Below are 19,072 nucleotides of genomic sequence, written 5' to 3' on the forward strand. Positions count from 1 at the left end.
TCGTGCTCACACGTGGGACTTCGCTGCGGTGAACCCCGCCTCGAGGTCGGCCTTCAGGTCCTCGACGTTCTCGATGCCCACGGCCAGGCGCACGAGGCCCGGCGTGACACCCGCCGACTCCTGCTCGTTCTCCGAGAGCTGGCTGTGCGTCGTGGACGCCGGGTGGGCGATGAGGCTGCGGACGTCGCCGATGTTCACCAGCTGCGAGTGCAGGCTGGTGCCGTCGACGAACGCGCGCCCGGCCTCGACGCCGCCGCGCAGGTCGAACGACACCACCGCGCCGGCGCCGCGGGGCAGGTACTTCTTCGCCGCCTCGTGCCACGGGCTCGACGGCAGGCCCGCGTAGTAGACGCGCTCGACCTCGTCGCGGCCCTCGAGCCACTCGGCCAGGGCCTGGGCGTTCGCCACGTGGCGCTCGAGGCGCAGCGACAGCGTCTCGATGCCCTGGATGATGAGGAACGCGTTGAACGGGCTGATCGCCGCGCCGGTGTCGCGCAGCAGCTGCACGCGCAGCTTGGCGGCGTAGGCGCCCGGGCCGAGGGCCTCCCAGTACTTGAGCCCGTTGTAGCTCGGGTCGGGCTCGGTGAAGCCGGGGAAGCGGTCGCCGTGCGCCCCGAAGTCGAAGGTGCCGCCGTCGACGACGACGCCCGCGATCGTGGTGCCGTGGCCGCCGAGGTACTTGGTGGCCGAGTGGATCACGATGTCGGCGCCGTGCTCGATCGGGCGCAGCAGGTAGGGCGTCGGGACGGTGTTGTCGACGAGCAGCGGCACGCCGGCCTCGTGGGCCGTCGCGGCGACACCGGCGACGTCGAGGACGTTCGAGCCCGGGTTCGCGATCGTCTCGGCGAAGAACAGCTTGGTGTTCGGCCGGACGGCGTTGCGCCACTGCTCGAGGTCGTCCTGGTCCTCGACGAACGTGACCTCGATGCCCATCTTGGGCAGCGTGTAGTGGAACAGGTTGTACGTGCCGCCGTAGAGGCTCGGGCTGGACACGAAGTGGTCGCCGGCCTCGGCGATGTTGAGGATCGCCGCAGTGGTGGCGGCGGACCCGGACGCGAAGGCCAGCGCGGCCACGCCGCCCTCGAGCGCCGCGACGCGCTGCTCGAGCACGTCCTGCGTCGGGTTCATGATCCGCGTGTAGATGTTGCCCGGCTCCGCGAGGCTGAACAGGTCCGCGCCGTGCTGCGTGTCGCGGAAGACGTAGGACGTCGTCTGGTAGATCGGCGTGGCCCGGGCGCCCGTGGCGGTGTCCGGGGCCGCGCCCGCGTGGACCTGCTGGGTCTCGAACGACCAGCCGGTGCTCGCGTCGGTCATGTGGTGATCAACTCCATCGTCGTCATCCGGTGCTTGCGGGGATCGTGCTCGTCTCGACGGGGTGCCGCCCCTCAGCAACACCACTCGTCGTACGCGTCACCGCGACGACTCGGCCAGAAACCCTCGAGATCGACCTGCACCACGCCGATGATCCTCCCGTCTGCCCGGCGCGGCGCACAACACGACCCTGCCGCGTGGCACGTCACCCGCGTTGCTGGCAACCTGCCAACATGGCGCACCCGACGGTGGACCTGGGGGATCGCGAGTTCTGGGCGGCGCCCTGGGCGCAGCGCTACGAGGCGTTCGCGACCCTGCGCGCCCACGACGAGCTGCCGATCTTCGCCGAGCCGTCGTTCCCGGGCTTCCCGCCCGGGCCGGGGTTCCGCGCGCTGACGCGGCACGCCGACGTCGAGCACGTCAGCCGCCACCCGGAGCTCTTCTGCTCCGGCCAGGGCGCGGTCGCGATCCTCGACCTGCCGCCCGAGGCCGGCGAGTTCTTCGGCTCGCTGATCAGCATGGACGCCCCGAGGCACACGAAGATCCGGCGCATCGCCGCGCAGGCGTTCACGCCGCGGCGGACCGAGGCGCTGCTCGACGACGTCACCCGGGTGTCCCGGTCGGTGATCGCGGCGGCCCGCGAGAAGGCCCTCGCGGGCGACGGCTCGTTCGACTTCGTCGCCGACGTCTCCGCGCGCATGCCACTGTTGATCATCTGCGAGATGATGGGCATCCCGGAGTCACGCCGCGACGAGGTGTTCGCGCACTCCAACGTCATCCTCGCCGGGGACGACCCCGAATACGTGACCTCGGACAACCCGCTCGGCGACTACCTCACCGCCGGCGCCGGGCTCTCGGCGCTGATGACGGAGCTGGCGGCGCAGCGTGAGGCTTCCCCTGGTGATGACGTGACCTCCGCGCTCGTGCACGGCACCGTCGACGGCGAGCGGCTCACGCACCAGGAGATCGCGTCCTTCTTCATCCTGCTCTGCGTCGCGGGCAACGAGACGACGCGCAACGCGATCACCCACGGCGTCTGGGGCATGCACCTCCAGCCCGAGCAGTGGGAGCTGTGGTCCGGCGACGTCGAGGGGGTCACCCCGACCGCCGTCGACGAGGTCGTGCGCTGGGCCTCGCCGATCAACTGGATGCGGCGGACGGTGGTGTCGGACACCGTCGTCGGCGGCGTTCCCGTGTCCGAGGGCGACAAGCTGCTGCTGGTCTACGGGTCGTCGAACCGGGACACGGCAGTCTTCACCGACCCCGAGCACCTGGACCTGCGCCGCTCCCCCAACCCGCACCAGGGCTTCGGCGCGCACGGCCCGCACTTCTGCCTCGGCGCGCACCTCGCCCGCCGCGAGATCGCCGTGATGTTCCGCGAGCTCTTTGCGGGCATGCCCGACCTGCGCGTCGTCGGCGAGCCCGACCGCCTGCGCACCGTCTTCGTCAACGGGATCAAGCACCTGCCCGTCGCGCTCGCGGGGACGGACGCGGCGCGCGGGGCCTGAGCGCGCCGGCTGTACCAGCGATGCGGCTTCGCTGGCACTCAAGGCCAGGATCGCCACATCCTCGCCGACGCGACACGCCGAGCCGGCGGCAAGATCCCCAGTTGTGGAGCGTTGGTTCCGCTGAGCGGAGCGTTCGCTCCGGGGAACGAGATCTTCCGAGCATGATCACTGTCTCGGTGACGATTCCCCGCAGATCTGCGTGGTTTCGTCACCGAGACGGCGATCATGAGCCTGTTGACGCCGAGGTACGGGCGCGGCGCAGGATCCGGTGGCGGAGCGCGAAGGCGCCGAGGGTCGACAGGATCAGCACGCCGACGACGGCAGGCGTCCCCATCCCGCCCGGGAGGTTGTCGAACGCGATCGCCTGGACGTCGCTCGTGGTCGTGACCCGCGAACCCTCGTTCTGCCCGGCGAGCGTCCGCAGCGGGCTCCCCGGCGGCACGAGGAGCAGGGCCGGATTCGGAGTGCCGAAGCGGAGCGCGGGGACGGTGGCGGCCAACCCGCCGGGCGCCGCAGCGGGTCCCGCGAGAACGGCGCCACGTGCCGCCTGCTCCTGCGCGGCACGCTGAGCCGCCTCGGTGGCGGCGCGCTGAGCGGCTTCCTGCTGAGCTCGCTGGTCGGCGGCGAGCTGCTGGTCGGCGCGCGCCTGGTCCGCTCCCCCATCACTCGGCGCCTGGTTCTCACCGGACGGTTGCCCCTGGGGCTCGTCCGGCTGTCCAGCAGGCGAGTCGTCTGGCGCCGAGTCATCGGCCGAGGGCGCTTGGGGGAGCTCGGTCGCGACCTCCGACGCCGTGTCGCCGACGACCCGGAGCACCTCAGCGACCGGGGCGATCAGCCCGGCCACGAGGCAATGGCCGGCGCTGTCGACACCCAGAAGGCCTTTGACCTCGAACGTGCGATCGCCGGCCTTGCAGGTGGTCGGCGCCGCCGACGCCACTCCGGCACCGAGAGTCAGGGAAGCGGTGACGAGAGCACCGACGATCACGCTGGGGAGCAGGCGACCTCGATGAACGATCATGCACAGATCCCTTCGGCCGGATGGTGGACCCCCGGGCGCACCCGGGTGGTTTGCGCGCTCATCGGCGATCGGCCACCGTCGTTACTCGCCAGTTGCCTTTCCTGAGGAAGTGACTCCGTACAGCTCAGCGCGGCGCTGCCGGACGGCTGTCAGAGTTGATCCGGTCGCGAGGTTTGCCCAGCACCACAGCGTTGGGGCGTCCGCGCGAGCCCTCAGGCCCGACCGGGTGTCTGCGCCCTGCTCCACGCTCCTCCGTGGTTGCGGTGCGTGACACTGATCGCATGACCGGCGAGTCCTTGCGTCTGGAGTTCCGGCGCCAGGTGCGTGAGCGGGTCCTGGCGACCGCCCACGAGCACACCGTCGAGCGCGGCTGGGAACGGGTGCGCGTCGGTGAGATCGCGGTCGACTCCGGGGTCTCGCGCCCGACGCTCTACCGGGAGTTCGGCAACAAGGACGGCCTCGGCGAGGCGCTGATGACGCGCGAGGCCGAGCGGTTCTTCACGGCCATCGGCGGCGCGCTCGCCGAGCACGACGACGTCGGGGACGCGGTGGCGGCGGCGACGCGCCTGACCCTCGAGGAGGCGAACGCCAACCCGCTGCTCCGCGCGGTCCTCACGGGCAGCCGCACGGGTGACGCCGGCCTGCTGCCGTTCCTCACCTCGCGCTCGGAATCGATCCGGGAGTCCGCCCGCTCGCTCCTCGCCACCTGGCTCGTGCAGCGGCGCCCGGAGCTCCTGCCGACCCTGGTCGAGGAGACCGTCGACGCGGTGGTCCGCCTGGTCATCTCCCATGTCGTGGCCCCGTCGCTCGACCCCGTCGACGTCGGCGTGCGCGTCAACCACCTCGTCTCCGCGTTACTCCGAACGCCAAATTGAGACAAAAATTCGGTCTTGTTTCTGAACGGGTCACACTCCACACTCGGTCGCGAGCCGTCGCGTCGAGGGAGACAGGCCCATGAGCACCACCGAAGTCACCACCGAAGAGAACGCCAAAGGTGCACCCCAGCGCCCGTGGCGTGACCGCAAGCGTTACCTCTGGCCGCTGGCCACCGTGATGCCGGCGATGCCGTTCCTGGGTGCCGGCCTGGTGTCCGCCACTGGGTGGGCCGGCTGGTGGTGGGTCGGCCCGATGATCCTGTTCGTGATCCTGCCGGGCCTGGACCTGGTGTTCGGCGCCACCGACGACAACCCGCCGGAGTCGGAGCGCGAGCGGCTCGAGGCCGACCGCTACTACCGCTGGGTCACGTACCTGTTCCTGCCGATCCAGTACGCGAGCCTCGTGTTCTGCTGCTGGGTCTGGGCGACCTGGGACCTGCCCTGGTACTCGCAGCTCGGCCTCGCGCTGACGATGGGGGTCGTCTCCGGCGTCGCCATCAACACCGCCCACGAGCTGGGCCACAAGCGCGAGGACGTCGAGCGCTGGCTCTCGAAGATCGCGCTGGCCAGCTCCGCCTACGGGCACTTCTACGTCGAGCACAACCGCGGCCACCACGTCCGCGTCGCGACCCCGGAGGACCCGGCCAGCTCGCGGCTCGGCGAGGGCTTCTGGACGTTCCTGCCGCGCACGGTCTGGGGCAGCCTGCGCTCGTCGTGGCACCTGGAGACCAAGCGCCGCTCGAAGGGCAGCCACACGCCGTTCGACCACGAGATCCTGATCGCCTGGGCCATGACGGTCGTGCTGTTCGTCGCCCTGACCGTCGCCTTCGGCCCCGTCGTGCTGCCCTGGCTCGTCCTGCAGGCCGTCGTCGGGTTCTCGCTGCTCGAGGTCGTCAACTACCTGGAGCACTACGGGCTCAAGCGCGCGAAGCGCGAGGACGGGCGCTATGAGCGCACCGACCCGCGGCACAGCTGGAACGCCGACCACACCGTGTCAAACCTGCTGCTCTACCAGCTGCAGCGCCACTCCGACCACCACGCCAACCCGCTGCGCCGCTACCAGACGCTGCGGCACTTCGAGGAGTCGCCGCAGCTGCCCAGCGGCTACGGCTCGATGATCGTCGTGGCGCTCTTCCCGCCGATCTGGCGGGCGATGATGGACCGCAAGGTGCTCGCCCACTACGACGGCGACGTCACGCTCGCGAACATCCACCCGCGCAAGCGTGAGCGGTACCTCACCCGCTACGCGCGGACATAGAACCGACGACGCGGGTGTTCGCCCTCTAAGTGAGCACCGCACCCGCCGACGCCCTCGACCCCGTCCGCCGCGGCCGGCTGTTCGCCGCGGTGGCCGGGGTCGTCGTGCTCTTCCTGGCCGCCTCGAGCGTCCCGTCGCCGCTCTACGTCGTCTACCAGGCCGCCTGGGGCTTCTCGGCCGCGACGCTGACGCTGGTGTTCGCGGTCTACGTGCTGTTCCTGCTGGCGTCGCTGCTGGTGGTCGGCGGCCTCTCCGACCACGTCGGGCGCCGCCCCGTCCTCGCCGCCGCCCTGGTCGTGCAGACGGCGGCCGTGGTCCTGTTCCTCGTCGCGTCGAACGTGACGATGCTGCTCGTGGCGCGGGCTGTGCAGGGCGCGGCGACCGGCGCGGCGATCACGGCGATGGCCGCGACGCTCGTCGACCTGCACCCGCGGCGCGCCGGCCTCGCCAACGCCGCGACGCCGCTGATCGGCCTCGCGCTCGGCGCGCTGGGCTGCGGGCTGCTCGTGGAGTTCGCGCCGGCCCCGACGCGGCTGGTGTGGATCGTGCTGCTCGCCGGGTTCGCCGTCGTGGCCGTGGTGCTCGCCGTCCTGCCCGAGACCGCGCCCCGACGGGCCGGCGCCCTCGCCTCGCTGCGTCCTCGCCTGAGCATCCCCACGGGACTGCGCGCCGACGTCCTCGCGATCGTCCCCGTGCTCGCGGCGAGCTGGGCGCTCGGCGGGCTCTACCTCTCGCTCGGCCCGTCGGTGGCCGCGCAGATCCTGGGCCTGCAGAGCCACCTCGTCGGCGGCATCGTCGTCACCCTGCTCTGCGGGGTCGGCGCGCTGAGCGCGGTCGTCGCGTTCCGCCGCTCCCCCGAGTCGCTGCTCGCCCCCGCGGGCGGGCTGCTCGCCGTCGGCACCCTGATCACCCTCGGCGCCCTGGCGCTCGGCTCGCCGCTCGGGACCGCGGCGGGCACGGTCGTCGCCGGCGTCGGGTTCGGGTCGGCGTCGCTGGCCTGCTTCGGCACGCTGGCCCGCATCGCGGCGCCGGAGAACCGCGGCGAGCTCATGGCCGTCGCCTACACGATCGCCTACCTCGCGTTCAGCGTGCCGGCGGTCGTCGCGGGGTTCGCGACCGTGCAGGTCGGCCTGCAGCCGGTCGCCGAGGGCTACGGCCTGGTCGTCGTGGCCCTCGGCCTGACCGCGGTGGTCGCGCGCGCCCTCGTCGTCCGGGCCCGCTCCCGCCGCACCGCCGCCCCGGAGTGCGCCGAGGCCTGAGCCGGGTACACGGCCCGCGACCGAGGACGATCACCTCTCGAGAGGACCCCGCATGCCGAAGCCCCCGCTGCCCGACGAGGTCCAGCAGCTGCTGACCCGCCCCAACCCGAGCGTCATCACGTCGATCCGGGGCGACGGCCAGCCCGTCTCGGTGGCCACCTGGTACCTCTGGGAGGACGGCCGGGTGCTCGTCAACATGGACGCCCAGCGCAAGCGGGTCGAGTACCTGCGCAACGACCCCCGCGCCTCGATCACCGTCCTGGCCGAGGACGACTGGTACACCCACGTCAGCATCCAGGGCCGCGTCGTCGAGTGGGCCGACGACACCGACCTCGCGATCATCGACCGCGCGTCGAAGCACTACACCGGCAAGCCCTACCCCATCCGTGATCGCGCACGGGTCGCCGCGTGGATCGAGGTCGACCGCTGGCACGGCTGGGGCCAGGTCAAGGCCTCGGACGTTCCCGACAACGCGGGCTGATCCGGGCCCCCTCCGGTCACCCGATCGGCACGGCCCTCCGCGTGGTTAGGGTTGCCTGGGTCGGGGCGGGACCCTCCGCAATGGGTCCCCACCCCGGCTCAGCCGCGTCGCGACGGAGGTGTGAGTGACCCTCGCCGGTGGGTCCCGGACAGATCTCGAACCCGTCCACGATTCCGTGCTCGGCACGGTCGGCACCACGCCGCTGGTGGCGCTCGGCCGGCTGTTCCGCCGGCCCGGGGTCCAGGTGCTCGCCAAGCTCGAGCTGATGAACCCCGGCGGGAGCATGAAGGACCGCTCGGCGCGCTACATCGTCGACAGCGGGCTCGCGGACGGCTCGATCCCGCCGGGCAGCCGGCTGGTGGAGTCGAGCTCCGGCAACTTCGGGGTCGCCGTCGCGATGGCCGCCCGCCTGCACGGGCTGGCCTTCACCTGCGTCTTCGACCCGCACGCCAGCCCCGCCAACGTCGCGATCATGCGCGGGCTCGGGGCGGACGTGGAGACGGTCGACGAGCCCGACGAGGCCGGCGGCTACCTGCACACCCGGCTCGCCCGCGTGCACGAGATCCTCGCGACGACCCCCGACACCGTGTGGATCAACCAGTACGCCAACGACCGGAACTGGCTCGCGCACTACCACGGCACCGGCGCCGAGATCGCCGACGCGCTGATCGTCCCGCCGACACACCTGGTCGGCGCCGTGTCGACCACCGGCAGCCTGCTGGGCTGCGCGCGGCGGCTGCGCGAGGTCTGCGACCCGCTCGAGGTCGTCGCCGCCGACGCCGTCGGCTCGGTGATCTTCGGCGGACCGGGCGGGCGGCGCGAGCTGCCGGGTCTCGGGTCCAGCCGCGTCCCCGAGCTGCACTCCCCCGCCGAGATCGACCGCGTCGAGCAGGTCGACGACGCCACCGCCGCCGAGGCGTGCCGCGAGCTGCTCGCCACCGAGGCGATCTTCGCGGGCGGGTCGACCGGCGCCGTCGTCACCGCGGTGCGCCGCGTCGTCCGCGACGTCACGCCGCCCGCGCGGATCGTCGCGATCTTCCCCGACCGCGGCGACCGCTACCTCGATCGCGTGTGGGACGACGCCTGGCTCGACCGGGCGCGGGCCCGGCGCCTCCCGTGACGACGGCCGAGACCCTCGTCCTGCGCGACCTGCTCGACGCCGCGGTCGCCGAGGACCTCGCCGGCCTCGCGTCGGCGTCGCTCGCCCCGGGCCCCGAGGGGCGCCCCGGCACGTGGGTGCGCGTGCGGCTCGCCGACGGGGGCTGCCTCGCCTGGCGCGCCCGCGCGGACGGGGTGCTGCAGCGGACCCGGTACGTCGACGGGCCGGTGCTCGTGGGCCCGACGCTGCGCGAGACCACCGACCCCGCCGAGGTCCTGGCCCTGCTCGCCCCCGACGCGCCGTGCCGCGACGTCGTGGCGCGGGACCTCGCCACGGCCGTCTCCCACGTGCTGCGGCCCTCCGACGCGGACGGCGAGGTCGCCGCCGCCGCGCGCGGGCGCCCGTTCCACCCGACCGCGCGGGCCGTCGGCGGGTGGACGCGCGCCGACCTGGACCGCTGGGGACCGGGGCGGACGGTCGCCCCGGACTGGGTGGCGGTGCGGGAGGACCACCTGCGGCACGGTCGTACTCCTCTTGCCCTCGACGATGCCCCCGAGGCTCCCGACGGCCACCGCGCCCTGCCCGTGCACCCGTTCGACCGCGAGCACGTCCTGCCGAACGTGTTCGCCCGCGAGATCGCCGACGGCGTCGTCGTACCGCTGGCCCGCGGGGTCGCCTCGGGAGTGGCGACGGCGTCGCTGCGGACCCTCGACCTCGGCAACGGCCGGCACCTCAAGATGCCCCTCGGGGTGACGACGCTCGGGTCGGCGCGGCTGCTCGGCGCGCGCTCGCTCGACCACGGGCAGCGCGGCGAGCAGGTCCTGCGCCGCGTGCTCGCCGCCGACCCGGAGCTCGCCACGCGCGTCGCCGTCGCCGACGAGACGGCGTGGTCGGGGTTCGCGGCGCCCGACGGCACCGACGAGTTCCACGACCGTCCCGGGCACCTGGCGGCGCTGGTGCGCCGGCTGCCGCCGCCCGGGATCGGGACGCGGCGGCTGCCGCTGGCGGCGCTGGCCTTCGACGGCGCGTCCGAGGAGCTGTTCGCCTCCGCCGTCCGGGCCGTCGTCGAGGTCGGGATCGGGTTCCTGCGCCACGGCGTCCTGCCCGAGATGCACGGGCAGAACGTGCTGCTGGACCTGTCCGGCGAGCGCGTCGTGCGGGTGGTGCTGCGCGACCACGACGCCGTGCGCGTGCATCCCCGGTGGCTCTCGGTGCCCGACCCCGCGTACCGGCTCGCGCCCGGCGGGACCCAGTCGCTGCGCCTCGACACGCCCGGCGCGCTGATCGGGTTCTTCGCGACGCTGGCCGTCGAGGTGGGGCTGGGCGGCCTGGTCGACGCGCTGGCGCGGGCGACGGGGCGACCGGAGCCGTGCTGGTGGCCGGAGATCCGGCGGGCGGTCGAGGACGCGGTCGGCGCGACGCGCAGCCCGGTCGTGCGCAGCACACTGCACGCCGTGCTCCTCGACGCCGACACCTGGCCGTACCGCTCCGTGCTGCGCCCGCTGCTCGAGCGCGGGCCGTCGCGGGGCACGAGCATGCCGGCGGGCGTGGTGCGCGTGCCGAACCCGTTGCGGGCGGTGCGATGACGTTCCCGGTCTCCGAGGTCGGTCCTGTGCGCGAGCGGGTGCTCGCCCAGCTCGTCGAGTCGCTGGTGCTCGAGGACGCGGTGGACGTCGTCGGCGACGGCTCCCCCGGGACGCGCGCGGGGCCGTTCGCGCTGACGTTCGAGCGGACGCCGTCGTTCGGGCGGGTGCGGCTGACGGGTCCGGTGACGCGCTCCGGCGCCCCGGTCACCCCGCACGAGTTCCTCACCGAGGCCCCCGTCCGCGCCGACCCGGCGTGCCGGGCGCGGCTCGCCCACGAGCTGGCGTCGACCGTGCTCGGCGACGCGCTGGCGCGGCAGGCGCGCCCGGACGGGCCGCTGGACCCGGACGCCGGGCACGACGTCCTCGAGGCCCTGACCGCCGACGGGCACCGCTACCACCCGGCGTACAAGTCGCGGACCGGGTTCGGGGTCGGCGACCTGCTCGCCTACACCCCGGAGTTCGCGCCGACCGTGCACCCGGTGCTGCTCGACGCCGACCCGTCGCTGACCTCGGTCGTGGCGTCGGCGGGGCTCGACCCGGCGACGGTGTGGACCGCGCCGGCGGGACGCGTCGGGATCCCCGTGCACCCGTGGCAGTGGGACCACCACGTGGCCGTCCACCACGTCGACGCCCTCGCCTCGGGCGCGCTGCGCGTGGTGGGCACGGGCGATGCCTACCGGCCGCAGGCGTCGATCCGGACGTTGGCGCGTCTGGACGTGCCCACCGCACCGTCGGTGAAGCTCCCGCTGGCGATCACCAACACGTCGACGTCACGCGGGCTCGCGCCGCACACCGTCCGCAACGCCGCCCCCATCTCCGACTGGCTGGCGGGGATCGTGGCCTCGGACCCGGTGCTCGCCGAGAAGGCGCGCGTCATCGTCCTGCGCGAGATCCTCGGCGTGACCGTCGAACCGGGGCTGGGCGCGATCTGGCGGGAGAGCCTGCACGGGTCCCTGCACCCGGCCGAGCGCGCGGTGCCGTTCCCGGGGCTCGTGTCGCGGTCGGCCGACGGCGTGCCCCTGATCGACCCGTGGATCCGGGCGCAGGGGGCGCGGGCGTGGACCGAGCGGCTGGCGACGGCGGCCGTGCTACCGCTGGTGCACCTGCTCGTCGTGCACGGGGTGGCGCTCGAGGCGCACGCGCAGAACATGGTGCTCGTGCACGCGGGCGGGCTGCCCCAGCGCGTGGCGCTCAAGGACTTCCACGACGGGGTGCGCTTCTCGCGCGACCTGCTGGCGGCGCCGGGGCCGGCGCTCGAGGCCCCGCCCGCCGACCACCCGAACGCCAACTCGTTCCTCGAGACCACCGACGTGGAGCAGGTGACCGGGTTCCTGCTCGACTGCCTGTGCTTCGTGAACCTCGCGGAGATCGCGCGTCTGCTGAGCACGGACTACGGGTTCGCCGAGGAGGAGTTCTGGGCGGTCGTGGCGCGGGTGATCCGTGGTCACGCCGACCGCGTGCCGGGGTTCGCGGCGCGCCTCGGGGTGTTCGACGTCTTCGCGCCGACCCTGACCGTCGAGAAGCTCACGACCCGCCGCCTCTGGCCCGACACGGAGCTCCGCGTCCACGCCCTCCCGAACCCCCTACGTGCGTGATCTTCTGAGCTATAGCTCAGAAGATCACGCACGTGGGTAGGCGGCCAGCTCGACGAGGTTCTGGTCGGGGTCGCGGAGGTAGACGCTGCGCATCGGACCCCGCGCGCCGGTGCGGTCGACCGGGCCCTCCTCGATCGTCACGCCGGCTTCGGTGATGGCCCGCGCGACGTCCTCGATCGGCCCGTCGACGACGAAGCACAGGTCGCCGCTGCCCGGCGTCGGACGGAGGGCCTTGGGCTCGAACTCGCGACCCGCCTCGTGCAGGTTGATCTTCTGGTCGCCGAGGTGGAGCGCCGTGCGCCCCGAGAACGTCCGCTCTTCCATGCCGAGCAGGTCGACGTAGAAACCGACCGTGGCCCGGACGTCGGCCACGGTCAGCACGAGGTGGTCGAGGCTGCGCACGTGAGTGGAATGGGTCGCCATGGCGACCCATTCCACTCACGTGGGCGTCAGCCCCTCAACCCCACCGTCCGGAACATCCCGGCCGGGTCGTAGGCCTCGCGGACGCCGGTGAGGAACGCCGTCGTCGCGTCGTCCCAGAGCGAGCCCATGCGCCCGCCCGCGGCCGGGCCCTGGAAGTTCGGCAGCCCGCCCATCGTCCACGGACGGACCGCGTCGACGACCCCGCGCGCCGCGGCGGGCGCGATCGCCGCGACCGGCGGGAACATCGGCGCCAGGGCGTAGAGCCCGAACGCCGCGTCCCGGCCCGCCACCGCGTCGTGCCGGCCCGCGCCGGCCTTCGCGATCGCCCCGCCGAAGTGCCGCAGCTCCGCCATGATCAGCGGGGTCTCGACGCCCGGGCCGGCCACGGCGAGCAGCGCGTCGACGGCCGCGGCGGGCAGGGCGGACAGCGTCGCCGAGTCGTCCCAGATCGGCATCGGGTCGGTCGGGTCCGAGTGGATCGCGTCGATCGCCGCGAACGGCATCTCGTCGACCATGTCCGCGATCGCCCCCGCCACCGCCCGCATCGGAGCGAGCAGCGCGGCGCCCTCCTCCGCGGTGCCCAGGTACGCGAAGCGCAGGTGGGCCACGAACGCGCCCTGCAGCGGCGGCGGCAGCGACGGGTCCGGGGGCAGGCGCAGCAGGGCGATCGAGGTCGACGCCTCGTCGGGCAGCGTCGCGACCCACTCCCGCCAGGCGTGCAGCAGCTGCGGCGACGCCTCGCCGGGGAAGAAGATCCCGCCGCCGTAGAGCCGGGACACCGGGTGCAGCGCGATCTCCATCTCGGTGACGACGCCGAACCCGGCCTTGCCGCCGCGCAGGGCGTCGAAGAGGTCGGGCTCGCGGTCGGCGTCGACGTCGCGCTCGACGCCGTCGGCGGTGACGATCCGGATGCGGCGCACCTGGTCGGCGCCGGTGCCGAACGCCCGGGACAGCGGGCCGTGCCCGCCGCCGAGGCAGAACCCGACGACGCCGACGTGCGACGACGACCCGCAGATCGGCGCGAGCCCGTGCGGGGCGGCCTCGGCGATCACCTGCTTCCACGGGGCACCGCCGCCCACCACCGCGGTGCGGGCGACCGGGTCGACGCGGACGTCGTCGAGGTGGCGGGTGGAGATCAGCACGGAGCCGGCGAGGTCGGTGAGCAGCTGGTGGCCGGTGGCCTGCACGGTCACGGCCCGGCCCTCCTCGCCCGCCCATCTGACCGCGGCGACCACGTCGGCGGGACTGCGGGCCTCCACGACCAGGTCGGGGCGTGGCGTCGTCGTCGTGGTGAACGGGGCGACGGCGGCGGCGTAGGTGGGGTCGGCGGGGGTCAGGGTGGGGACGGTCGGCACGCTCATGATCGGTGGTCTCCTTCGGGGATGCAGGGGTGGTTCAGCGGCCGGCGGTGGCGTCGATCTCGACGGCCATGCCGGGGAGGGCGAGGCGGGCGACCGCCACGAGGGTCGCGGGCGGGGTGGCGCCGGCGGCGTCGAGCCGCTCGGTGATCGCTCCGTACGACGCGAGGGCGGCGTCCATGTCGGTCACGTAGACGACGAGGCGGGTGACGTCGCGCAGGTCCATGCCGCCGCGGGCGAGGAGGTCCTCGACGTTCGCCATGGTCAGCGACATCTGGGCGCTCATGTCGCCCTCGTGCAGGAGCTGCCCGTCCGCGTCGATCGACCCCTGACCAGCCACGGTGAGTAGCTGCGCGGGTGCCGGGCGGAGCTGCGCCTGGTCGTAACGCAGCCCGGCGTTCCAGGTCGTCGGGTTGATCCGGTAGGGGGCGGTGAGCTGCTGTGTCATGCCGAGAAGCCTGCGCCGGAGATCGGCCGCCGCCCATCCCAGCGCTCTGGTGATTCCTCACCCCAGAAATCTGGGATGCCCCGTTCGTCGGAGCGCACGCTACAGTGCGTGACATGACCGCGGTGAGTGCCGAACGCGTGCGCACGCAGATCGACGGGCTCGCCGCGGCGGGTCTCGACTGGCCGACGTTCGGGGCCGCCGCCATCGAGACGCTGCGCAAGGCGCTGCCGTTCTCCGCGGCGTGCCTCGCGACCGTCGACCCGGCCACCGAGCTCGTCACCGCGACCGTCAAGTGGGGCGACGTCGACGACGAGCACGACCTCGAGTGGTCGTACTACGAGTACGAGGTCGAGGACGTCTACGACTTCCGCGAGGTGTCCCGCCGGCCGGGCGCGGTCGCCGCGCTGGGCGCCGAGACCGGCGGCGACCCGACCCGCTCGCGTCGCTACGCCGAGATGTTCGCCCCGGTCTGGGACTACTCCGACGAGCTGCGCGCGGGCCTGTCCGCCGACGGCGCGACCTGGGGCGGGCTCGCCCTGTTCCACCAGGGTGGGCGCACCTTCACGCTCGCCGAGCAGGAGTTCGTGACCTCGGTGTCCGCCGGGTTCGCGCGCGGTCTGCGGACGGGGCTGGTGGTCGGCGCCGCCGACCTCGCCGTGCTCGGGGACGGCAGCGGCCCGGCGGTGATCGTGGTCGGCGCCGACGACGAGGTCGTGTCGGCGAACGTCGGGGCGCAGGAGCGCGTCACCGACCTCGGCGGCGGCCCGCTGGGCGACGCGCCGCTGCCCCAGGTCGTCTGCGCGATCGTCGGCGCGGCCCGGCGCCGCGCCGCCGACCCGGGCGCGCCGATGCCCCGGGCGCGCCTGCGGTCACGCTCCGGGCGCTGGGTCGTCGCGCACGCCTCGCCGATGGTCGGGCGCGGCGGCACGGTCGCCGACGTCGTCGTCACCCTCGAGGACGCCCGCCCGCCCGAGGTGATCCCGCTGGTCGTGGCCTCGTACGGGCTCACCGACCGCGAGCGCGACGTCGTCGGCCTCGTCCTCGCCGGCGTCGACACCGCCGACGTCGCCGCGCGCCTGCACCTGTCGGCGTACACCGTGCAGGACCACCTCAAGAAGATCTTCGCGAAGGTCGGCGTGCGCAGCCGCCGCGAGCTCATCGCGCGGATCTACAACGACCACTACGTCCCGCACCTCGTCGAGGGCGGCGCCCTGGCCCCGTCGGGCTGGTTCGCCGGTGCCTCCGGCAGGTGAGCAGTTCGGACGGCTATAGCCGTCCATAGTGCTCACCTGCCCGCAGGGCACACTGGCGCCGCGTGAAGGGGCTCTTCGTGGCGACGCCGTCGCCCGCGCTGGTCGAGATGGTCGGCGCCGCCGGGTACGACGTGGCGATCCTCGACGCCGAGCACGCGCTGGTGTCGCCGGACACGCTCCAGGAGATGATCCGCGCCGCCGAGGTGTCCGGGGTGGCGCCGTGGGTGCGGGTGCCCGAGCACGACCCGGGGTTCGTGCTGCGCGTGCTCGACGCGGGCGCGACGGGCGTGGTGATCCCGCACGTGCGGTGCCGCGCCGACGTCGAGGCCGTCGTCCGCGCCGCCCGCTACGCCCCCGACGGGATGCGGTCGCTGAACTCGGGGCGCATGGTCGGCTACGGCCGTACGGACCTCGTCACGCACGTGACGACGGCCCGGCCCACGATCGTCGCCATGATCGAGGACGCCGAGGCGCTCGACGTCATCGACGAGATCGTGACCACGCCCGGGCTGGACATGGTGCTCGAGGGCGCCGCGGACCTGTCCCAGTCGCTCGGCGTCCCGTGGCGGACGCGGCACCCGGTCGTCCGGCGCGCGGTCGACCGGGTCCACGCGGCGTGCGTGCGAGCCGGCACCAGGTTCTGCGCCCTCCCCCGCGTCCCCGCCGACCACGCCCGCTGGCAGGCCCGCGGCGTCACCGACGTCGTCCTCGGCGAGGAGCGCTCGCTGGCCGTCCGCGCCTTCCGGTCCCATGTGAGCGGAATTCCCGGCTATACCCGGGAATTCCGCTCACACAGCGACGTGATCGCTGCCCAGGACCGGCCCGTGTGCGTGTTCTCCTACGACGTCGGGGCGCTGCGGGAGCACGCGCGGGCGGTCGTCGCCGCGCTGCCCGACCGGTGCCGCATGTTCTACGCGGTGAAGGCGAACTCCGACGAGCGGGTCGTGGCCGCGCTCGACGGGATCGTCGCCGGCTTCGAGGTCGCGTCCGGGGGCGAGCTGCGGGTCGTCGGCGACGCCGCTCCGGACGCGCCGGTGCTCATGGGCGGCCCGGTGCCGACCGACGCCGAGTTCGCCGACGGGGTCGCGGCGGGGTGCACGAGATTCCACATCGAGAGCGTCCTGGGCCTGCACCGGCTCGCCGACGCCGCGACGGCCGCGGGCACGACCGCCGACGTCCTCCTGCGCGTCAACCTCGCCGGCCCGTTCCCCGACGCGACGATCGCGATGGCCGGGCGCCCGACCCAGTTCGGGATCGACGAGACCGACCTGCCCGCCGCGGTCGCCGCCGCCACGGCGCTCCCGGGCCTGCGGCTGGCGGGCTTCCACCTGCACTCGCTGTCGAACAACCTCGACCCCGCCACCCACCTCGCGATGCTCGCCCACTACCGCGACGCCGTCCTGGGGTGGGAGGAGCGCTTCGGGGTGCGCGCGGAGGTCGTCAACGTCGGCGGCGGCATCGGCGTCGACTACGCCGCGCTCGACCGCCCCTTCGACTGGGCGGCGTTCTGCCGCGGCCTCGCCGACCTGCTGACGACCTTCCCCGCCCACTGGCGCGAGATCGACTTCGAGTGCGGGCGCTTCCTCGTCGCGCACTGCGGCGTCTACGCCGCCGAGGTGCTCGACGTGAAGCACACCCACGGCCGCGCCTACGCCCTGCTGCGCGGCGGCAACCACCACTTCCGCCTGCCGTCCTCGTGGGCGCACAGCCACCCGTTCCACGTCGTGCCCGTCGACGCCTGGCCGGAGGACCGACCGCGCCCGGAGGTCGCCGGCGAGGAGGTGACGATCTGCGGGGAGCTCTGCACCCCCAAGGACACGCTCGCCCGCGCGCCCGTCGAGCGGCTGCGGGCCGGCGACGTCGTCGTCTTCGAGGCGGCGGGCGCCTACGGCTGGGACATCTCCCACCACGACTTCCTGCGCCACCCGCACCCCGAGCGCGTGTTCTTCACCCCTCAGCCGGCCTGACGCTGCCCGTCGATCTTCCAGATGCCGTCGGACTCCACCAGCCGGAACACCGTGCGCTCGTCGACCTCGCGGCCGTCGGCGTAGCGGTAGGTCACGGTCGCGTCGACCTCGTCGCCGCCCGCGGGCGACACCCCGCGCACGGTGACCTGCGCGATCGTGCTCCAGAAGCCGCGGTAGCCCTCGAACCCGCCCGCCGTGCCCTCCTGGAAGGACGGGGTGAGCCGCTGCCAGCCCTCGTCGAGCCGGTCCGGGATGAGCGCGTAGTAGTCGATCACGGCCTGCTGGCGGGCCTGGTCCTCCGCGCTGCCGGGGAGCGACGCCGACCCGCTCGAGCTCTCGGCGCCCGGGGCGTCCGGCGCGGCCGTGCTGCCCGGCACGGAGGCGCCCGGCCGTCCGGTGACCGACCCGAGCAGCGCGGCCACCACCACCGCGATCACGGCGACGAGCGCCAGACCCGCGACGACCCACGGCCACCGACGCCGGCGGGTGCCCTGCTCCGGCTCCGGGTCCGCCTCGGCCACCGGCGCGGTCGTCGCCGGCCGGGTGTCGGGACGGGTGTCGGGGCCGGTCCCCTCGGCGGCGGCCGGACGCGGGGGCGCCGCGACGGGCGCGGCCGCCGGCGGGGCGGACGACGGCGGCGCGGACGAGGGGGCCGACGGCGGGGGCGGTGACGGCGACGGTGACGGCGACGGCGGTGGTGGCGAGGACGGCGGCGGCGCGACGGGAGGACCGGGCTCCGGGCGCGTCAGGATCGGCGTCACCGGCCCCTCCTCGGTGCCGGCGTCCGCGGCCAGGAGCCGGGCGAGCTCGTCGCGGACCTGGTCCATGGTCGGGCGGCGCTCGGGCTCGGGCCGCAGCAGCGCCTCGATGAGCGCGGTGATCGGCCCGCGGTGCTCCGGCGGCGCGTACTCCCCGGACGCCACGCGGTGCAGCACGGCGAGCGGGTTGTCGCCGGTGCCGAAGGGCGGGGTGCCCTCGAGCGCCGCGTAGAGCGTCGAGCCGAGCGAGTACACGTCGGAGCGGAAGTCGGCGGTGCCGCCGCGGGCGACCTCGGGCGCGAGGTAGGCCGGGGTGCCGGCCATCATCCCGGTCGAGGTGAGCGTGACGTCGTCGACGGCGCGGGCGATGCCGAAGTCGGTGACCTTCGCGAGCCCGTCGTCGGCGAGCAGCACGTTGCCGGGCTTGACGTCGCGGTGCACGATCCCGGCCTCGTGAGCCGCCGCGAGCGCGTCGGCGACCTGGCGCCCGACCTTCGCCACCCGGTCGCCGACGAGCGGCCCGTGGGCGACGAGGACCTCGGCGAGGCTGCGCGACGCGAGGTACTCCATGACGAGCCACGGCCGGTCCTCGTGCTCGACGACGTCGTAGACCGCGATGGCGTGGGGGTGGTGCAGCCGCGCGATCATCCGGCCCTCGCGGAACACGCGGCGGTGCGCCTGCTCCCGCGCCTCGTCGTCGGCGCCGGCCGGCAGGGAGACCTGCTTGAGCGCGACCTCGCGACGCAGCCGCTCGTCCTCGGCGCGCCACACGACACCCATCGCGCCCTGGCCGACCCGCGTCCGGACGCGGTAGCGCTCGGCGATCAGCTCGCCCTCGTCGGCCACCCGCACTCCTCGTCTCGGTCCGGTCGGTG

General features: G+C 74.1%; 16 protein-coding genes. 10 read left to right on the top strand and 6 right to left on the bottom strand.

All coding sequences use genetic code 11. The features are described from left to right. Positions 1–6: 6 nt before the first annotated feature. A complete protein-coding gene (locus EV188_RS25020; RefSeq protein WP_133829035.1) occupies positions 7–1,314 on the bottom strand; it encodes a bifunctional o-acetylhomoserine/o-acetylserine sulfhydrylase in 1,308 nt (435 codons plus the stop codon). Positions 1,315–1,544: 230 nt separating this feature from the next. Here EV188_RS25020 and EV188_RS25025 point away from each other — a divergent pair, with 230 nt between their 5' ends. Beyond that, a complete protein-coding gene (locus tag EV188_RS25025; protein WP_133829036.1) occupies positions 1,545–2,819 on the top strand; it encodes a cytochrome P450 in 1,275 nt (424 codons plus the stop codon). 223 nt (positions 2,820–3,042) lie between these two features. Here EV188_RS25025 and EV188_RS25030 read toward each other — a convergent pair whose 3' ends face one another. Beyond that, positions 3,043–3,837 (bottom strand): hypothetical protein, encoded by a 795-nt coding sequence (locus EV188_RS25030; RefSeq protein WP_133829037.1) that lies wholly within the window; start codon positions 3,835–3,837, stop codon positions 3,043–3,045. Positions 3,838–4,118: 281 nt separating this feature from the next. Between EV188_RS25030 and EV188_RS25035 the strand changes: the two genes are divergently transcribed. From EV188_RS25035 to EV188_RS25065, 7 genes are all read left to right on the top strand, one after another. Further along, positions 4,119–4,712 (top strand): TetR/AcrR family transcriptional regulator, encoded by a 594-nt coding sequence (locus tag EV188_RS25035; protein WP_133829038.1) that lies wholly within the window; start codon positions 4,119–4,121, stop codon positions 4,710–4,712. Between the two features lie 79 nt (positions 4,713–4,791). Continuing rightward, positions 4,792–5,970, top strand: a complete 1,179-nt coding sequence (locus tag EV188_RS25040; RefSeq protein WP_133829039.1) for an alkane 1-monooxygenase — start codon at positions 4,792–4,794, stop codon at positions 5,968–5,970. A gap of 29 nt (positions 5,971–5,999) precedes the next feature. Beyond that, on the top strand, positions 6,000–7,229 hold the full coding sequence (locus EV188_RS25045; protein WP_133829040.1) for an MFS transporter: 1,230 nt from the start codon (positions 6,000–6,002) through the stop codon (positions 7,227–7,229). Positions 7,230–7,281: 52 nt separating this feature from the next. After that, positions 7,282–7,710, top strand: a complete 429-nt coding sequence (locus EV188_RS25050; RefSeq protein ID WP_133829041.1) for a PPOX class F420-dependent oxidoreductase — start codon at positions 7,282–7,284, stop codon at positions 7,708–7,710. A gap of 175 nt (positions 7,711–7,885) precedes the next feature. Beyond that, the gene (sbnA, locus tag EV188_RS25055; protein ID WP_243741977.1) at positions 7,886–8,830 is read left to right on the top strand and encodes a 2,3-diaminopropionate biosynthesis protein SbnA; all 945 of its coding nucleotides are present in this window, start codon (positions 7,886–7,888) and stop codon (positions 8,828–8,830) included. Continuing rightward, positions 8,827–10,395, top strand: a complete 1,569-nt coding sequence (locus EV188_RS25060; protein WP_166660061.1) for an IucA/IucC family protein — start codon at positions 8,827–8,829, stop codon at positions 10,393–10,395. Before sbnA ends, EV188_RS25060 begins: the two co-directional genes overlap by 4 nt. After that, on the top strand, positions 10,392–11,990 hold the full coding sequence (locus EV188_RS25065; RefSeq protein ID WP_133829044.1) for an IucA/IucC family protein: 1,599 nt from the start codon (positions 10,392–10,394) through the stop codon (positions 11,988–11,990). Before EV188_RS25060 ends, EV188_RS25065 begins: the two co-directional genes overlap by 4 nt. A gap of 24 nt (positions 11,991–12,014) precedes the next feature. Here EV188_RS25065 and EV188_RS25070 read toward each other — a convergent pair whose 3' ends face one another. From EV188_RS25070 to EV188_RS25080, 3 genes are read right to left on the bottom strand one after another with little or no spacing between them, the layout of a single operon-like run. After that, positions 12,015–12,392: a VOC family protein gene (locus EV188_RS25070; RefSeq protein WP_243741978.1), complete on the bottom strand. Its 378-nt coding sequence runs from the start codon at positions 12,390–12,392 to the stop codon at positions 12,015–12,017. Positions 12,393–12,439: 47 nt separating this feature from the next. Further along, complete coding sequence (locus EV188_RS25075) at positions 12,440–13,774, bottom strand: FAD-binding oxidoreductase (protein ID WP_133829046.1); 1,335 nt, start codon at positions 13,772–13,774, stop codon at positions 12,440–12,442. Positions 13,775–13,808: 34 nt separating this feature from the next. Beyond that, positions 13,809–14,219: a RidA family protein gene (locus tag EV188_RS25080; protein ID WP_133829047.1), complete on the bottom strand. Its 411-nt coding sequence runs from the start codon at positions 14,217–14,219 to the stop codon at positions 13,809–13,811. A 113-nt stretch (positions 14,220–14,332) separates the two neighbouring features. Here EV188_RS25080 and EV188_RS25085 point away from each other — a divergent pair, with 113 nt between their 5' ends. Both EV188_RS25085 and EV188_RS32785 read left to right on the top strand, forming a co-directional pair. Further along, the gene (locus EV188_RS25085; RefSeq protein WP_133829048.1) at positions 14,333–15,472 is read left to right on the top strand and encodes a response regulator transcription factor; all 1,140 of its coding nucleotides are present in this window, start codon (positions 14,333–14,335) and stop codon (positions 15,470–15,472) included. Between the two features lie 62 nt (positions 15,473–15,534). After that, the gene (locus tag EV188_RS32785) at positions 15,535–17,439 is read left to right on the top strand and encodes an aldolase/citrate lyase family protein (RefSeq protein ID WP_133829049.1); all 1,905 of its coding nucleotides are present in this window, start codon (positions 15,535–15,537) and stop codon (positions 17,437–17,439) included. On the opposite strand, the gene EV188_RS25095 is transcribed toward EV188_RS32785, so the two are convergent. After that, entirely contained in the window at positions 17,427–19,043 is a 1,617-nt protein-coding gene (locus tag EV188_RS25095) for a serine/threonine-protein kinase (RefSeq protein WP_133829050.1), read from the bottom strand. The two genes, EV188_RS32785 and EV188_RS25095, sit on opposite strands and share 13 nt — an antisense overlap. Positions 19,044–19,072 lie beyond the last annotated feature (29 nt).

Source organism: Actinomycetospora succinea (assembly GCF_004363095.1).
GTDB lineage: Bacteria > Actinomycetota > Actinomycetes > Mycobacteriales > Pseudonocardiaceae > Actinomycetospora > Actinomycetospora succinea.